The 16480-nt window shown below is 60.3% G+C and carries 19 protein-coding genes; 6 read left to right on the forward strand and 13 right to left on the reverse strand.

The window, feature by feature from the left end:
* Positions 1–60 precede the first annotated feature (60 nt).
* Both A3C3_RS0119995 and A3C3_RS0120000 read right to left on the reverse strand, forming a co-directional pair.
* Positions 61–1068 carry an asparaginase gene (locus tag A3C3_RS0119995; RefSeq protein ID WP_022716360.1) on the reverse strand — a complete coding sequence of 336 codons (1008 nt, stop codon included), beginning with the start codon at positions 1066–1068 and terminating at the stop codon, positions 61–63.
* Positions 1069–1183: 115 nt separating this feature from the next.
* Entirely contained in the window at positions 1184–1804 is a 621-nt protein-coding gene (locus tag A3C3_RS0120000; protein ID WP_022716361.1) for a helix-turn-helix transcriptional regulator, read from the reverse strand.
* A 103-nt stretch (positions 1805–1907) separates the two neighbouring features.
* Between A3C3_RS0120000 and A3C3_RS0120005 the strand changes: the two genes are divergently transcribed.
* Positions 1908–3329 (forward strand): MFS transporter, encoded by a 1422-nt coding sequence (locus tag A3C3_RS0120005; RefSeq protein ID WP_028739819.1) that lies wholly within the window; start codon positions 1908–1910, stop codon positions 3327–3329.
* A gap of 48 nt (positions 3330–3377) precedes the next feature.
* On the opposite strand, the gene A3C3_RS0120010 is transcribed toward A3C3_RS0120005, so the two are convergent.
* From A3C3_RS0120010 to A3C3_RS0120030, 5 genes are all read right to left on the reverse strand, one after another.
* Positions 3378–4151 carry a class I SAM-dependent methyltransferase gene (locus tag A3C3_RS0120010; RefSeq protein ID WP_022716363.1) on the reverse strand — a complete coding sequence of 258 codons (774 nt, stop codon included), beginning with the start codon at positions 4149–4151 and terminating at the stop codon, positions 3378–3380.
* Between the two features lie 160 nt (positions 4152–4311).
* Positions 4312–5310 carry an NAD(P)H-quinone oxidoreductase gene (locus tag A3C3_RS0120015; RefSeq protein WP_022716364.1) on the reverse strand — a complete coding sequence of 333 codons (999 nt, stop codon included), beginning with the start codon at positions 5308–5310 and terminating at the stop codon, positions 4312–4314.
* Between the two features lie 76 nt (positions 5311–5386).
* Positions 5387–7192, reverse strand: a complete 1806-nt coding sequence (locus A3C3_RS0120020) for a GGDEF domain-containing protein (RefSeq protein WP_022716365.1) — start codon at positions 7190–7192, stop codon at positions 5387–5389.
* Between the two features lie 145 nt (positions 7193–7337).
* Positions 7338–7580 carry a ribbon-helix-helix domain-containing protein gene (locus A3C3_RS0120025; protein WP_022716366.1) on the reverse strand — a complete coding sequence of 81 codons (243 nt, stop codon included), beginning with the start codon at positions 7578–7580 and terminating at the stop codon, positions 7338–7340.
* Positions 7581–7760: 180 nt separating this feature from the next.
* Positions 7761–8315, reverse strand: coding sequence for an HdeD family acid-resistance protein (locus A3C3_RS0120030; protein ID WP_022716367.1), 555 nt, complete (start codon positions 8313–8315; stop codon positions 7761–7763).
* 142 nt (positions 8316–8457) lie between these two features.
* Here A3C3_RS0120030 and betI point away from each other — a divergent pair, with 142 nt between their 5' ends.
* The 4 genes from betI (at position 8458) to A3C3_RS48210 (ending at position 12702) form a co-directional block, all read left to right on the forward strand.
* Positions 8458–9042: a transcriptional regulator BetI gene (betI, locus tag A3C3_RS0120035; RefSeq protein WP_022716368.1), complete on the forward strand. Its 585-nt coding sequence runs from the start codon at positions 8458–8460 to the stop codon at positions 9040–9042.
* Between the two features lie 64 nt (positions 9043–9106).
* The gene (gene betB / locus A3C3_RS0120040) at positions 9107–10570 is read left to right on the forward strand and encodes a betaine-aldehyde dehydrogenase (protein ID WP_022716369.1); all 1464 of its coding nucleotides are present in this window, start codon (positions 9107–9109) and stop codon (positions 10568–10570) included.
* A 61-nt stretch (positions 10571–10631) separates the two neighbouring features.
* Positions 10632–12281 carry a choline dehydrogenase gene (betA, locus tag A3C3_RS0120045; RefSeq protein ID WP_028739820.1) on the forward strand — a complete coding sequence of 550 codons (1650 nt, stop codon included), beginning with the start codon at positions 10632–10634 and terminating at the stop codon, positions 12279–12281.
* A 121-nt stretch (positions 12282–12402) separates the two neighbouring features.
* Complete coding sequence (locus tag A3C3_RS48210; protein ID WP_312866124.1) at positions 12403–12702, forward strand: hypothetical protein; 300 nt, start codon at positions 12403–12405, stop codon at positions 12700–12702.
* Positions 12703–12801: 99 nt separating this feature from the next.
* On the opposite strand, the gene A3C3_RS0120055 is transcribed toward A3C3_RS48210, so the two are convergent.
* The 6 genes from A3C3_RS0120055 to A3C3_RS0120080 form a co-directional block, all read right to left on the reverse strand.
* On the reverse strand, positions 12802–13074 hold the full coding sequence (locus A3C3_RS0120055; protein WP_022716372.1) for a YlcI/YnfO family protein: 273 nt from the start codon (positions 13072–13074) through the stop codon (positions 12802–12804).
* A gap of 58 nt (positions 13075–13132) precedes the next feature.
* Positions 13133–13498 carry a type II toxin-antitoxin system VapC family toxin gene (locus A3C3_RS0120060; protein WP_022716373.1) on the reverse strand — a complete coding sequence of 122 codons (366 nt, stop codon included), beginning with the start codon at positions 13496–13498 and terminating at the stop codon, positions 13133–13135.
* A complete protein-coding gene (locus tag A3C3_RS0120065; protein WP_022716374.1) occupies positions 13492–13707 on the reverse strand; it encodes a ribbon-helix-helix protein, CopG family in 216 nt (71 codons plus the stop codon). Before A3C3_RS0120065 ends, A3C3_RS0120060 begins: the two co-directional genes overlap by 7 nt.
* Before the next feature lie 52 nt (positions 13708–13759).
* The gene (locus A3C3_RS0120070) at positions 13760–14242 is read right to left on the reverse strand and encodes a DUF6644 family protein (protein ID WP_022716375.1); all 483 of its coding nucleotides are present in this window, start codon (positions 14240–14242) and stop codon (positions 13760–13762) included.
* Positions 14243–14246: 4 nt separating this feature from the next.
* Positions 14247–14633: a DUF6152 family protein gene (locus A3C3_RS0120075; protein ID WP_028739821.1), complete on the reverse strand. Its 387-nt coding sequence runs from the start codon at positions 14631–14633 to the stop codon at positions 14247–14249.
* Positions 14634–14770: 137 nt separating this feature from the next.
* Complete coding sequence (locus A3C3_RS0120080; protein ID WP_022716377.1) at positions 14771–15217, reverse strand: RrF2 family transcriptional regulator; 447 nt, start codon at positions 15215–15217, stop codon at positions 14771–14773.
* A 422-nt stretch (positions 15218–15639) separates the two neighbouring features.
* Here A3C3_RS0120080 and A3C3_RS0120090 point away from each other — a divergent pair, with 422 nt between their 5' ends.
* A complete protein-coding gene (locus A3C3_RS0120090; protein ID WP_022716379.1) occupies positions 15640–16380 on the forward strand; it encodes a phosphoadenylyl-sulfate reductase in 741 nt (246 codons plus the stop codon).
* Positions 16381–16480: the final 100 nt, after the last annotated feature.

The following is a 16480-nucleotide window of genomic DNA, read 5'->3' on the forward strand; positions in this document are numbered from 1 at the left end:
GTTTAATGCATATTAGGAACTGCTGATTATCTGAAACAGCCTGTGCCGTAACGGCACGGCCTATGCAAGGAGCGCAGCCGTGACGCGAATGTCGCCGACATGGATGCCGTTCCAATTGTGCATCGGCTTGACGCCCATCGAAATCAGCTTCGCGTGAACCTCGCTGCCCCTTTCGAAGAACCGGGCGAGCGTTGCCGCCACCATGGCCTCGGCGGCGCGGGTCGTCCCGTCCTCGCACTTCACGGCGATCGAGATCCCTTCTTCGGGAATTGCGGCGCAGAAGACGCCTTCGGCGCCGGTCTTGGCAAAAATCCTGCCCGGCGCGATCTGCATCAGCTCCGTGCAGGCGCGGCCCGTACCCGCGACATAGAAAGGCTCCGCCATGCAGGCGTCGAATAGGCGGCGCGAGGCCTTGGCGCGCAGCGGTTCAAGGCCGATGCCGGTCGCCATCTTGGCAAAGCCATGTGCGAGGCCGCGGAGCGGCACGGCATAGGTCGGGATCGAGCAGCCATCGGTGCCGCAATTGTCGCGGCCGAGCACGGCGCCGCTGAGGCTCTCCATCGTAGTGCGAATCTCTTGCTGCAGCGGGTGGTCGTAGCCGGCATAGCCCTTCGGATCGATATCCCGATGGCAGCAGGCGCAGACGAAGCCTGCATGCTTGCCGGAACAATTGTTGTGCAGCGAAGTCGGCGCTGTGATCGTGCGCGCCTGGTGGATCAGGGTCTTGCGGTCTGATGACCAGTGGGCACCGCATTCCAGCGTTTCGACGCTCCCTCCAGCGCGCGCCAGCATGGAGGCGGCAAGTGCCACATGCTCGTCCTCGCCGTTATGTGAAGAACAGGCAAGCGCCAGTTCCTTGTTGCCGAAGCCATAGGCATCGGCTGCACCACTTTCGACCAGCGGCAGCGCCTGCATAGCCTTGCAGGAGGACCGCGGGAAAACGCCGGCATCGATATCGCCAAGCCCGAAGACGACCTTGCCATCGCCGTCTACGGCAACGACCGTGCCGCGATGGCAGCTTTCGACGAGCGAGCCGCGAGTGACTTCGACAGTGACGGGATTGGACATGGGCAGGAATCCGGATCGGTTTTTGGGGAGAGCAAAGCCATAGCGCGTTGCGCCGATAAATCAACGCCTTTCGGCCGCGCTGCGGCGCAATTGCATTCCCGTTTCGTCGCGAAGCCTAAAGCGGGCTGATCCGGTAGGCGCAGCGGCGGGCGCCGAGGAGAATGTGCTCGGACCGCTCGACATTGGCGCCGAGCACATTGCGGAAGGTCTCGAGCTCGGAACGGCAGAAGCCGGCACAGGCCCGGGCCGCCGCACAGATGGGGCAGTGGTTTTCGACAAGCATAAACGAGCCGTCCTCTTCCATCCAGCTATCGGCCATGTAACCTTCGCGCGTCCGGATCGCTGTCAGCTGGCGGACGCGCAGAGCGAGATCGGAAGCCGAGACCTCCTCGCGGTAGCGCTTCACGGTTTCTGCCTCGCGTGCCGAGATGACGGTATCCAGCGCATCCCTGCCGAGCGTCTTGACCATGGTGCCCAGAAGGGTCGCAGTCAATTCCGCGTGGCCGTCTGGAAAGGTCTGGTTGCCGGCGGGGGTCAGATGCCAGAGCTGGCCTGGTCGTCCCCTGCCCGAACCCGGCTCGGCAAGCGGCTCGACAAGACCGTCCTCGGCAAGCTTCGTCAGCTGCTGGCGCGCCGCTTCAGAAGTGACGCCCAGCACATCGCCGATCGACGCTGCGCGTTGCGGCCCTTCGGTCTTTAGCAGAAGCAGAATGCGGTTGGCAGGCGATTGACGCATTTATTTTTCCAAGTCGTTGCTTGCTTTAACGAGGCAGGCATGCAATTTTCCAAATTATAACTTGGAAATAATGATCGCTAGGGAAAACATCAAGGTAATTATCATGACCAGTATCGATCAGGCCGCTGCGCCGCAGTCATCCGTCTTCCAGCTTTTCACGCCGGCCTTGCTGCCCGCCACGCTGATGCTCGGCGGCGGCGTGACGCTCTATGCAATCGAGAGCTATATCACCGCCACAGTCGCCCCCTCGATCGTCCGCGATATTGGCGGCTTACCGCTACTTGCCTGGGTGACGACGCTCTTCGTTGCCGCCGCCGTGCTCGGCTCGATCTTCGTCGCCATGCGGCCGCGCGGTATAGGCTTGCGCGGCGCCTATGTCTGCGGCGCCCTGATTTTCGCAACAGGCAGCCTCATCTGCGCCGTCGCCCCTGTCATGGAAGTGGTGCTCGCCGGACGCGCCGTTCAGGGTTTCGGCGCCGGCATCCTTGCAGCGCTTGCCTATGCTTTCGTCCGCTTCGCCTATCCGGAGCCGCTCTGGCCAAAAGCCTCCACGCTCTATGCCGCGATCTGGGGTGTTGCGACCCTGCTCGGGCCGAGTGCAGGCGGCCTGTTTTCGCAAGGGAGTGCGTGGCGATACGCCTTCATCATCATCGTGCCGCTCGGTCTGCTGATGGCCGTTCTTGCGCCATGGCTGCTACCGAAAGCGACGGACGACCGCGCGCACGGCAAGACGCCGGTCTGGCAGATCTGCCTGCTGCTTGTCGCCGTGCTGTTCGTCAGCATCGCGGGCACCGTCGAGCATATGGTCACGAAGGCTGCGCTGATTGCCGTTTCCGTCATCGCGATCTCACTGATGCTGGTGACGGAACGTCGAGGCAACAACCGGCTTCTGCCGACCGGCGCAGTCATGCTCGCAAAGCCGGTTGCGCGCGTCTACCTCATCATGTTCGTGCTGCTGTTCATCCTCGTCAGCGACATCTATATTCCCTATTTCCTGCAGACCCTGCATGGCGTGACGCCGCTGATTTCCGGCTATCTGACTGCCCTTGTCGCGCTCGGATGGACGATCGCCGCCTTCTTCAGCGGCTCTCTGACCGGCAGGCGTGCGAGCAACGCGATCGTCGCCGGCTGTATCATCGAAGCGCTGGCAACCGTTTTCCTGGCGATCTTTCTCGCCCGGGACAACCAAATGGCGAACCTTGCAATTCTCGGACCGGCGGCTGTCGCAATGCTGATGATGGGTTTCGGCGTCGGCCTCGGATGGGCGCATCTGGTGACAAAGGTGCTGCGCCTTGTCAGCAGTGCCGAGCAGGACAAGGCATCGGCAGCGATCTCGACCGTGCAGTCGCTCGGCGGCGCTTTCGGCGCGGCGGTCGCGGGCGTCATTGCCAACAGCACAGGGCTCCTCACACCGGGCGGCATTGCCGGCAGCATCTCGGCGGCCCACTGGCTCTACGCCGCCATGGCACTCCCCGGCATCGTCACGATCGCGGCGGCACTGACGCTGAGAGAAAGCCGAAATTGAAAAGAGGAGCCTCGGGGCGCCTCTTCGATGACTGAGAGCTTGCCAATCTCAGGCGACGCTGCGCTCCGGCTCTTGCTGGACAGCCTGCTGCTTCACGCCGAGATAAAGAACGGAGCGGAGGCCGATGCCGTAGGTGTCGCAGACTTCGGGCGTCAGGAACTCGCTGACCGGAACCTCCTGCACCGCAAGGCCTGACCGCCGGATCACATCGACGAATCCCGGCTTCGAGAAGATGCGCACATGGTCATCCTGGCCGAAATGCTGCCAGCGCCCTTCGGGCGTCGTCACTTCGGGATTTTCATAGTTGTCCTGGATCGACAGGCAGATCGGCGCCATCAGGATGGCAATGCTGTTCTGCTTGAGAACACGCCGTATTTCTGAGGTGGCGCGCACCGGATCGTCGACGTGTTCGAGCACGTGCGAGCACAGAACAAAATCGAAAGTCTCGTCCGCATAAGGCAGATTGTGAATGTCTGCCTTGTCGTCCGCCTCCGGCATATACATGTCGCAGCTGCGATAGAAGATGTGCGGGTGGCTTTTCAGCCAGAAGCTCAAAGAGCGGCCTGGGGCGATATCCAGAAACCGGAACGGCTGCGCCTGGTTGAGGCGCTGAAACACAGGCGTCAGGAACAGGGCATAGAGCCTGTCGCGGTCGCTCGAGTGACAGTTGGGGCAGCTATAGGCCTCATGATTGATCGTTTCGAATTCATCGACCCGATAAGGAAAGCCATGTTCGGTCGCCTTGTCGATATAATACCGCGGAAGCGGCACGAAATGCGGAATCCTGCTGCGGCAGACGGGGCAAGAGTGGAATAGAGCCATTGCATTCCTCGTGAGGACCGTACGACGCGCAATCAACGCCACATCAAGATGCGCAGTTCGGGCCGGGTTTCGCTTCAGACGACAGTTCAGCGACCCCGGAGACTCACATACGGCCAGGATCAGTTTTACCTTGTGCACCGATGCTGGTCCGAAGCTGACCTCAAACGGTCAGCGTGATCTTGCCGATATGGCTGCTCGTTTCCATCAGCCTGTGCGCTTCGACGACATCCTCGAAGGCAAAGGTTCTGTGGATGACGGGGGCGGCCTTGCCGGCTTCGAGGAGCGGCCAGACCTGGGAGAGAAGGTCGTCGCGGATGGCGCGCTTTTCTTCTGCAGTGCGCGGGCGCATCGTCGAGCCGGTGACGGTGAGGCGCTTGGCCATGATCGGCGCGAGGTTGACCTTTTCAGCGACCGCGCCGCCCAGCAAGGCGATGATCGACAGGCAGCCGTCCCTGGCGAGCGATGCGATATTCCTTTCGAAATAGGCAGCGCCGATCATGTCAAGTACGACATCGACGCCATGGCCATCGGTCTCGGCCTTGATGACTTCGGCGAAATCCTCACTCTTGTAGTTGATCGCCCGCTTCGCGCCGAGCCTTTCGCAGGCCTCGCATTTCTCCGCCGAGCCTGCGGTCGCATAGACCTCGGCGCCGAAGGCGCGGGCGAGCTGGATCGCCGTGGTGCCGATGCCGCTGGAGCCGCCGTGGATGAGAACGCTTTCACCCTCCGTCAAGCCGGCCATCTGGAAGAGGTTCGCCCAGACCGTGAAGAAGGTCTCCGGCAGGGCTGCGGCTCTCACCGCATCGTAGCCCCTCGGAAACGGCAAAACCTGGCCAACGGGCAGCAAGCAATATTCGGCATAGGCACCGCCATTGGCAAGGCCGCAGACCTTGTCGCCAACTGAGAATCCGGCAACGCCCGGACCGATCGCGGCCACGTCGCCAGAAAGCTCGAGCCCGAGAATGGGGCTCGCATCCTTCGGCGGCGGGTATGTTCCCTGGCGCTGCGCCACATCCGGACGGTTGATGCCGATCGCCTGCATGCGAACGAGGATCTGCCCCTCGCCGGGCACCGGAACAGGTCCGATCGCAATTCTCATGACTTCCGGCGCGCCGAAGCACGGCAGGTCGACGAAACGCATGTTCGCTGGCAAGGGCATGACGGCCTCCTCTTTCCGAAAGCCCAGGAGATAATTCAGCGCCCGGTGCTTGGGAAGAAGAGAAGTGGCAAAGGCGTCAATTCGCCTCGCCCAGCGGATGGAAGATCAACCCGTCTGCGCTTTCCTTCGCTTCGGCCTTGATGTGCGCGATTTCGGCGCTGACACGATTGATGTCGTCGATCACCAAGCCTTCCGGCAGTTCAAGGACACCGATCGAGCAGCGCATCAGCGGGAAGAGCGCTTCCGCACCGGCACGGTCATGACCGCGAATGCGCCCGGCAGCGCGGTCCTCGTCGGAATAGAGATCGCGGACGTCTTCGTGGAAATCGCTGATGAGCCGGTCAAGAATCTCGGTCAGTTCCTCCTTCGTCCATCCGATGACGCCGATGAAGAAGTCGTCGCCCCCGACATGGCCGAGGAAATGACGCTCGGCGAAGAAGTAACGGCGCATCAGCGCGGCGAAGAGCGAAATCGCGTGGTCGCCGAGATGAAAACCATAAGCATCGTTGAAAGGCTTGAAGTTGTCGAAGTCGCAATAGCAGAAATGCCGTACCTCGTCGCCGTCGCGACCGGCCTGGCGCATGAAATCGCGGATGGCGCGGTTGCCCGGCAGGCCGGTCAGCGGGTTCTGGTCCTGCGCGGTCTTCAACTGCTTTTCGTTGATGACCTTGATGAGTGAGGCAGCGGAGACGACGCCGGCATAGCGCATGTTGTCCGTGAGGATCAGGCAGTTGCTGCCTTCCATATTGGCGAAGATCGTCATCAACCGCTCGGCATCGGAATCGAGACCGACGATCGGTGCCATTTCGACGAAGTGCGAAATCGTACGGCCATAGACCTTGTTCTTCAGGAGATCGCGGCCGAAGGGCTGGTAGATATATTCCTTGAGATGGTGCTCATGGATGATGCCGCGCGGCTCGCCATTGGCATTCAACACCGGGAAGAAGGCCTGGCGCGGATTGCGGCGAAAGAGCTCGAAGACCGTGTCGATGCTGTCGTTCTCATAGACCGTCGGGAGCACTTCAATCTGTTTGCGGATAAGGATTTCATCGAGGGATTGCGTGTTGTGCTTGCTCTTGCCGAGATCCTGCAGATGCGGAAACGAGGACACGAGCTCGGACGTATGCGGCGTCGGCCGGGCAATGAACCAGCCTTGGACGAGATCGACGCCATATTCGCGGCAAGCCAGGAATTCCGCTTCGGTTTCGATGCCTTCGGCGATCACCCGGGTGCCGAGCACATGGGCGATGTTGACGATATTCTTCAACAGGTGGCGCTTGCGCGGCTTGCGGTCGATGTCGGCGACGAAGTGACGGTCGATCTTGAGGTAATCGACGGCATAGTCGCAAAGGAGCTTCATTTCACCGTGACCGACGCCGAAGTCGTCGATTGCCAGCTTGAAGCCGGTCTTGCGGAGCTTGGATACCAGCGCCTCGAATTCCGGCACGCTGGTGTTGTCGAAACGCTCGGAGAATTCGAAGCAGACCGAGGACGGCGGGATGTTGGCGGCCTTCAGGTGCTGGAGGAGGGTTTCAATCAGGCGGTCGCCGTGCGGGATCAGCCGGACGTCGAGATTGAGGAAAAGCGTCGAGGTCGAATAATTCCCGAGCGTGGCGAACTTGGCAAGCGCGCGGCTGGCGACCATCTGCTCCAGCTGCAGCAGCTGGCCGGCGCGATCCGCCTCATCGAGGATTTCAACAGGGCAATCGAAGCCGATGCGTTCCTGCCCGCGCATCAGGGACTCGTAGCCGAAGACCGTGCCCGTCCCCGCTTCGACAATCGGCTGGAAAGCATTTTCGATGACGAGTTTTGCAAGCGTCACGATCTGATCGCTGGCATAACGGCGCAATACGCCCGGTTCGACGGCGGCAGCCAAAGACATGCCAAATTCTCCACTGTGAAGCCTTCTTTTTCGCAGCGAAGATGGTGAAAAAGCATCAACGAACCCTTTCGCCAACGTGAAACTTTTGTGAAAGTTGCGAACCGGAATGTTTCAGCATTCCGATCAAGGGCTTAGGTCCGACTTATCAGGCGGATCGGCGGCGCTCCGCTTCGTGATCGGCAAACATGTCTGCAACGCAGCGGCCTCCACTCGCGCGGTCTTCGTCATTTAGAACGTCATTGCGATATTCTGCGAGCTTGCGGGCGGCATCCCAGAGGCGCAGCGCCTCACGGACAACCTCGCTGCTCGATGCATAGCCGCCATGATCGACGGCATCGCGAATGCCTGCTGCCTGGACCGGTGATATGGAAACTGTAACCATCGGCATAAACTTCCTCCCTTCGTTTTTCTATGGGGCAGAACCTGCCCTACGCGGGATGCATGACCACTCATGACATCTGTTCCGGCAATGTCGTCTGCCGGCGCCTTGGTATCCTTTGAATTTTAGTCTCGCCTCACATGCTTGTCAAAAAAAGAAACATTCCGTGAGCACAGCCTGTGGACAGCCTCATTGCACGCTTCGAAGGCCGATGCCGAACGCAATCATCGTCCATCCCTGCAAAATGAGATCGACCGCGAGGAAAAGACCGAGGACCCAGAGACTGTTCACCGGCCAGCCGAGCGCGATGATAAAGCCTGCGAGCGCGGTAACCACGCCGCTTGCGACAATCCAGCCCCAGCCCTTGAGCGGCTTCATGCGGCGGCCGATAAAGACGCGGAAGACGCCGGCGACAAGCAGAGCGACAGCGAGAAAGAGCGTCAGAGCAGCGGAGGTAAGGATCGGATTGATGAAGGCGAATATGCCTGCGAGCACGTAAAGTACACCGCTCAGCGCCCAGAAGAGAATGTGCTCCCAGCCGCGCACCTGAAAGGCGTGGATGAGATAGACGATCCCGCCGAAGACCATCAGCATTCCCACGGAATAGACCGACACCACGGTGGCGAGAAGCAGATTTCCGACCGCGATCAGGCCGCAGATCAACAGCAGCATGCCGAGACCCACGAACCATATCCATTTCGACTGTAGGGCCGAGGACGGCGCCCCATCGAAGACGTTAGCCATGACACACCTCCTGATAGCTGTTGATATGCTGCAGAATCGCGTGTCGGAAAGGGTTAAGGCTTCTCAAACTCCGCCAAAAGATTTTTGTTGATTGATCAGTCAATCAAAATTAATATGCGCTGAATTGCCGGAGCTGACCCTCATGCCGAAAATCGGAATGGAACCTCTACGCCGAAAGGCGCTCGTCGACGCTGCGCTGCGCGCAATCGCGGATCACGGCTCGCTGAGCGTGACCATGTCCGATATCGCCCGCCAGGCCGGCGTCTCTCCTGCCCTTGCCCACCACTATTTCGGCAGCAAGGAGCAACTGCTGGTCGAGACGGTCCGTTCGCTGCTTAGGCAGTTGCGTGACGACACCGTGACAGCGCTGAAGGCCGCCAGGACACCGCGCGAAAAGCTCTCTGTCGTCATCCGCGTCAGCTTCCAGGCCGATCAGTTCGCGCCGGAAACGATCGCCGCATGGCTCGCCTTCTATGCCGAGGCGCAGCGCTCGGAAGAGACGCGCCGTTTCCTCGTCATCTATGCCCGCCGGCTGCGTTCGAACCTGCTGGCCAACCTCAAGAGACTTTGCCCGCCGGATGCCGCAGGACGCATCGCCGAAGGCGCTGCTGCGATGATCGACGGGCTCTATATCCGCCAAAGTCTGAAATCGGCGCCGATCAACATCGAGGCTTCGATCGGGCTGACGGAGGATTATGTGACGATGCAATTAAGGGGGATCGAATGAGGCTAACCGCACAGGAATGAGGAGCTTTATTTTTGCCCTGTCGGACAAAGCAAAGGATTGAATTATGAAAGCCCAGCCGAAAGCGTCGCACTTCATCGACGGCGAATATGTCGAGGACGAAGCGGGCAGCGTCATCGAAAGCGTCTATCCCGCAACCGGCGAAGTGATCGCGCGGCTGCATGCGGCAACGCCTGCCATCGTCGAGAAAGCGATCGCGGCTGCCAAGCGCGCGCAGCCGGAATGGGCGGCGATGAGCCCGACGGCCCGCGGCCGCATCCTGAAGCGCGCCGCCGAGATCATGCGCGAGCGCAATCGCGAGCTTTCAGAGCTCGAAACGCTCGATACGGGCAAGCCGATCCAGGAAACGATCGTCGCCGATCCGACGTCCGGCGCCGACAGCTTCGAGTTCTTCGGCGGCGTCGCGGCAGCCGGCCTCAACGGCTCCTATATCCCGCTCGGCGGCGATTTCGCTTATACGAAGCGCGTGCCGCTCGGCGTCTGCGTCGGCATCGGCGCCTGGAACTATCCGCAGCAGATCGCCTGCTGGAAAGGGGCGCCGGCGCTGATCGCCGGCAATGCGATGGTTTTCAAGCCTTCGGAAAACACGCCGCTCGGCGCGCTGAAGATTGCCGAAATCCTGCACGAAGCAGGCCTGCCGAAGGGCCTTTACAATGTGATCCAGGGAGACCGCGACACCGGCCCGCTGCTCGTCAACCATAAGGACGTGGCAAAGGTGTCGCTCACCGGCTCGGTGCCGACCGGCCGCAAGGTCGCCGCCTCCGCGGCAGGCCAGCTCAAACATGTGACGATGGAGCTCGGCGGCAAGTCGCCGCTGATCGTTTTCGACGATGCCGATGTCGACAGCGCAATCGGCGGCGCCATGCTCGGCAACTTCTATTCGACGGGCCAGGTCTGCTCGAACGGCACCCGCGTCTTTGTGCATCGGAAGATCAAGGGCGAGTTCCTGAAGCGGCTGAAGGCCCGCACCGAGGCGATCCTGATCGGCGACCCGATGGACGAGGCGACGCAGCTCGGCCCGATGGTTTCCTTCGACCAGCGACAGAAGGTCTTGAGCTACATCGACAAGGGCAAGGCCGAGGGTGCGACACTCGTCACCGGCGGCGGCATTCCGAACAATGTTTCCGGCGAAGGCTATTACGTCCAGCCGACCGTGTTTGCCGACGTGACCGACGGCATGACCATTGCCCGCGAGGAGATCTTCGGGCCGGTGATGTGCGTGCTTGATTTCGACGACGAAGCCGAGGTCATCGAACGTGCGAACGCCACCGAATTCGGCCTTTCGGGTGGCGTCTTCACCACCGATCTGACGCGCGCCCACCGCGTCGCCGACCAGCTCGAGGCGGGCACGCTCTGGATCAACACCTACAATCTCTGCCCGGTCGAAATTCCCTTCGGCGGCTCGAAGCAATCCGGTTTCGGGCGCGAGAACTCGCTTGCGGCGCTGGAGCATTATTCGGAGTTGAAAACGGTTTACGTGGGCATGGGGCCGGTGGCGGCGCCTTATTGAGAAAAGGCCAAGCCCTCCCGCTTGTGGGGAGGGGAAGGCCAACACATACTGAGTGTACATCATGCAAGCAGACTTCGTCATCATAGGCTCCGGCTCGGCAGGGTCGGCCCTCGCCTATCGTCTCTCGGAAGACGGCAGAAACAGTGTGATCGTCATCGAGGCGGGCGGCAGCGACTTCGGGCCGTTCATCCAGATGCCGGCAGCCCTTGCGTGGCCGATGAGCATGAGGCGCTACAACTGGGGCTACCTCTCCGAACCCGAACCGAACCTCAACGGCCGGCGCATCACCGCGCCGCGCGGCAAGGTGATCGGCGGATCCTCCTCGATCAACGGCATGGTCTATGTGCGCGGCCATGCCGAGGACTACAACCGTTGGGAAGAGCTCGGCGCCAGCGGCTGGTCCTATGCGGACGTGCTGCCCTACTTCAAGCGCATGGAGCATTCGCACGGCGGCGAGGAAGGCTGGCGCGGCACCGACGGCCCGCTGCATGTGCAACGCGGCGACTTTCGCAACCCGCTGTTCCATGCATTCATCGAAGCCGGCAAGCAGGCGGGTTTCGAGGCGACGGACGACTACAACGGCTCGAAGCAGGAAGGATTCGGGCTGATGGAGCAGACCATCTTCCGCGGCCGTCGCTGGTCTGCGGCGAGCGCCTATCTGAAGCCGGCGCTGAGGCGGCCGAATGTCGACATCGCCTACGGCCTGGCGCGCAGGATCGTTATCGAGAACGGCCGCGCGACCGGCGTCGAGATCGAGCGCCGCGGCAAGGTCGAAATCATCAAGGCGAACCGCGAGGTGATCGTTTCCGCCTCATCCTTCAACTCGCCGAAGCTCTTGATGCTTTCCGGTATCGGCCCTGGCGCTCATTTGCAGGAGCACGGCATCGAGGTGAAGGCCGACCGGCCAGGCGTCGGCGCCAACCTGCAGGACCATATGGAATTCTATTTCCAGCAGGTCAGCACCAAGCCGGTTTCGCTCTATTCCTGGCTGCCATGGTTCTGGCAGGGCGTGGCGGGCGCGCAATGGATGTTCACGAGATCCGGCCTCGGCACCTCCAACCAGTTCGAAGCCTGCGCCTTCCTGCGCTCGGCAGCCGGCATCAAGCAGCCGGACATCCAGTATCACTTCCTGCCGGTAGCGATCAGCTATGACGGCAAGGCAGCGGCGAAGAGCCACGGCTTTCAGGTGCACGTCGGCTACAATCTCTCGAAGTCGCGCGGGTCCGTCACCCTGCGCTCGCCCGATCCGAAGGCCGACCCCGTCATCCGCTTCAACTATATGAGTCATCCGGATGACTGGGAGAAATTCCGCCACTGTGTGCGCCTCACCCGCGAGATCTTCGGCCAGCAGGCTTTCGACCCCTATCGCGGGCCGGAAATCCAGCCGGGCGAGAAGGTGCAGACGGACGACGAGATCGACGGCTTCTTGCGCGAGCATCTGGAAAGCGCCTACCACCCCTGCGGCACCTGTAAGCTGGGCGCTAAGAACGACCCGATGGCGGTGATCGACCCGGAGACGCGCGTCATCGGGGTCGACGGCCTGCGCGTTGCCGACTCGTCGATCTTCCCACACATCACCTACGGCAACCTCAACGGCCCCTCGATCATGACCGGCGAGAAGGCGGCGGACCATATCCTCGGCAAGCAGCCGCTGCCGCGCTCGAACCAGGAGCCCTGGGTCAATCCGCGCTGGGCACTGAGCGACCGGTAATCAGAGCTGGTAGGGCAGACGAATGCCCAGCAGTGTCCTGGGGGGTTGTTCGCGCCTATTGCCGATATCAAGCGACTGGATATCCGCAGTTGCCCGATGGTGCACCTGGCAGGTTCATGTGATGGAGCTGCCAGATGCACCGCGCTCGGCTATTTTCATGATCGAACGCAATAACTTCAAAAGCAGAAACAGCTTGGGTATCCGCAACCTCGGCCTTCGCACAAGTTCAGTGATCGTCTTCCTTGCGTTGGTGGCGCACGGCGAGCACCGTCACGACTTGATCGCCCTCTATCTCGAACAGGACGAGGTAGTAGCGGCAGAGCGGATGGAACGACCAGTTCCCTCAGAAATGAATTACCACCGACCGCTTTGCGGCAGCAGAAGGGAAATTCCTCGAGCAGTTTTATTGGCCGTTGGATAGCCAAAAAGGATCTCTGCAGCATCGATATCCCGAGCAACGAGATAGTCGTAGTGCTGGTCGATACCTTCCAAAGCGTCGTCCGTATAACGGACCTCGTATTCATCTTTCTCTTGCAGCTTTGGCTGCATCGAGTTTCGCTCTAATCATTCCGAGCACCTCCTCGGAAGAATGATCGGGTGCGGTCCATCCAGCTTCGTCTCGTGAAGCGAGACCGCGAGCGATAACTTCCATCTTCGTCTTGCGAAGGTCGATCTGGCGCCGCACGGCTCTTTCGAGGAAGGCGGAAAGCGTTTCCTCTACCTCCAGCACGCTTTCGGCGGCAGCGCGCAGCTCGGGATCGAAGCGAAGCGACGGAAGGGACGCGGTTTTCATGGGACGGCATGCGTTGCAATTGCGATGCAATTTGTCCGTCTTTTTTGACGTTCTCAAATCAACGCAGATATGGGACGCGGATTCCAGGATTATCCCCCGGAAAGTCCTTGGTGTTGCGCGTCACCAGGAGCAACGCATGCGTATCGGCGGTCGACCAGATTATCGCGTCCGGCAATTTGATCCGGTGGCGCTGTCTTAAGCGAACAGCGCCTTCCGCTATCGCATTATCAACCGCGATGATCCGGAAGTTATTCAAGAAGCTTCGCGTCGCTGCTTCGACGTCGGGATTAGCGCCAATCAACACCTCCATCCAAGTGATGATGCTGATGGCACGGCGTCCATAGCGGTCAAGCTCGTCGCGGGCTTCCGGTATGGCGTTGAGATAGTCGATAAGGATGTTCGTATCGAAGAGTGCTGTTACCATTCGCTTCGAACTTTATCCTGGTATTCGAGCCCATCGATCTTTCTATTACCCCAGAGCCCGAAAGCTTCTGCCTCTTTTGTCCGATCATGACGGTCCAGAAAATCGTTGACTGCTTTGCGGATGAGCGAGGCGCGGGAAACCTTCTCGCTCTTCGCAATCTTATCCAGCGCCTTCAATTCGGATTCGACGATATCGACCAGGATACGCATAACGCTCCTTTATATATGATATATATACATATATATCACCTTATGCACGCAATCAAGACTGTATGAAACCGATCCACCGCCCGGCGATGAGAGCAGTAATCCATACCGCCGCCGAAACCATGGCTGCAATGCGCAAGCTCGCTGTAACGACCACTCCGGCAATCGCCTTTCGCCAGCTGTCCCTGGCATGCACGATGGCGGCATTGGCAACGCCCACGGCCAGCAATCCGATCTTTGCCAAAAATGCTGGGTTTCCGGCATATTCCATCGGCCGGACGCTGAAGAGGCAGAAGCCTGTGACGATCGCCGCCGTCAAACCGATTGCCGCTGCGCGCGACAGGAATGGTCCGACCACCGAAAGCGGGACCAACGGAAAGAAGCCCATCAACCTGAGATCGAGCGGCAGGATGGCACCGAGCAGCAAACCGATGGACAGGATATGCGAAGCGTTAACGAACATGTAAAGCAGCGCTGAACGCCGCAACCCGGCGGCGAGCGGCGTTGCGGCAAGCCATTCCAGAAGTTCGATCGCCATGCGGTCAATTCGTCTGGATTCGATCGGGATAGATATCGTAGCGCTTCTCGCCGACCGTAATTCGCACGGCCTTCATGCGCTTTTCATTCCGATCCAGCGAACGGTTTCCGATCGCAACGATCGGATCGCCGTTCTTCGCCGAGCCCTCGACGAAGCCGGAGCGCTCCGTCTGGCGCGGATTGCCGAGTTCGACGCGCCACACGCCGTCATCGGCGGTCGCAACGTCAAGCGCGGGATGCGGGCCGCCCATGGAAATCTTCTGGATCGTCCCCCTCAACTCCATCTGCTCGGCCTCAGCCCATGACCAGCCGTGATGCGCCGCAGCGCCGGTCGCGAAAGCTGCTGCGAGGGCCGCGCTCAAGACGATCTGCTTTGTGGATAAGACACGCATTTCAGTTCTCCCTGCCCTTTTCCGAACAGGTCCGAATTGGCGCATGCCGGCGGCTTTGAAAGGCTTTTCACCAAATCTTGAAGCAGGGAGATGATTTCGCGAACTACGACAGCCCATGGAAAGGCATGAAGCCGCCGTCAGGCGAGAAGGCGGGTGACCTCTGCGCCTTTTGCCGGCGCGACCGCGTCGGCGATCGTCGTCGAGAACAGCACCTTGCGCGTTGCATCCGCTACTTTGGCGAAGACGCTGCGGATTTTGCAGGTCTGCTCGCCGTCGCAATCGTCGCACTTGCGATAAGCGGTGATCGAAAGGCATGGAAGCGGCGCGATCGGGCCGTCGACGATGCGCAAAATTTCGCCGAAGGTGATCATGTCGGCGGGCTTCAACAGCAGATAGCCGCCCGCCTTGCCGCGTCGGCTCGCGACGATGCCCTGATGCTTAAGATCGAGCAGGATCTGCTCGAGGAATTTCTTCGGAATTTTCTGCTGCGCTGCGATGTCCGAAATCATGACGGGCTCGCCGGCATCGGCTTCCGCCAGTACCGTCAGCGCCCGGAGCGCGTATTTTGCTTTCTGCGTAATCATTTTGGACCGTCACACACACGAGCGATGCGACTTGCCGCACCACCTCAGAAGCTTACCTATCTCCTATTGCACAGCCAGCATGAACGGAATTTGAACGCGCCTGCGAAAGCCTTGGAAGATAAGCATTTTGGCCTTGTTTTTCTTGCTCGGCCAACGGACAGAATTCTACGCTGGAATTGCGCTTCCTGCATCTTTTTCGACATCACTTCAGATTTCGAATTGACAGGCAGCGTGTAACTCTACTAAATTTATAGAGATTAAACCGTCCTCGACGGATTGCAGCCTGACGCGGCTGCTTTTCTGCATTGCAGCGGCTTCGGAGAGATATTTGCTCCCGTATGCGCCGCTTTCGAAATCCGTTTTTCTGTGCGATCTGCCCTCAAGCTGCGATACTCCGGCCAACATCGAGGACAGGGTTTCCCATGACTGTTGTCAATATCATCGAAGAAGCGGAAACGCTGAATGCGAAACTTGCGCCCTTGAGCCTGGCCGAACGTCTGTCGTTTGTCGCCGGCCTAGACGTAAGAGTCGTCTTCACGACATCGCTTGGTATCGAAGACCAGGTGATCACCGCCGAAATCGGCAATCATCGCCTGCCGATCGACGTCGTAACACTGCAGACCGGCCGCCTCTTCCCCGAGACGCTGGCGCTGATCGACGAAACCGAAAGCCAGTACGACATCCACATCACCCGCTACGAGCCAGAGCAGGCCGATATCGCCGCCTATGCGGCGAAATACGGCATGAACGGCTTTTACGAGAGCGTCGAAGCCAGGCATGCCTGTTGTGGCGTGCGCAAGCTGAAGCCGCTTGCGCGGGCGCTGGCAGGTGCAACGATCTGGATCACCGGGCTGCGGCGCGGTCAGTCCGCCAACCGCGCGGAAACGCCTTTTGCGGAATATGACGCCGAACGGCACCTCCTGAAGATCAATCCACTTGCCGACTGGGATATCGAGACAATCAAGTCCTACGTCGCCGACAATAGCGTGCCGGTTAATCCGCTGCATGCCCGCGGCTACCCTTCTATCGGCTGCGAGCCGTGCACGCGCGCCATCAAGCCCGGCGAGCCGGAGCGCGCCGGCCGCTGGTGGTGGGAACAGGATGAAAAGCGCGAATGCGGCCTGCATGTCGGCGAAGAGGCGACAGCGGTTGCCGCACGATAGTCAGGAAGGGTGAGTTTGACGGCCGACTGCATGGCCCCTCACCCCTGGGACGGAAAACGAGCCGCCGAGCGCGGCATTTAACCCCCTCTCCCTGAGAGGG

Source organism: Rhizobium mongolense USDA 1844, from assembly GCF_000419765.1.
In the GTDB taxonomy this organism is placed as follows: domain Bacteria; phylum Pseudomonadota; class Alphaproteobacteria; order Rhizobiales; family Rhizobiaceae; genus Rhizobium; species Rhizobium mongolense.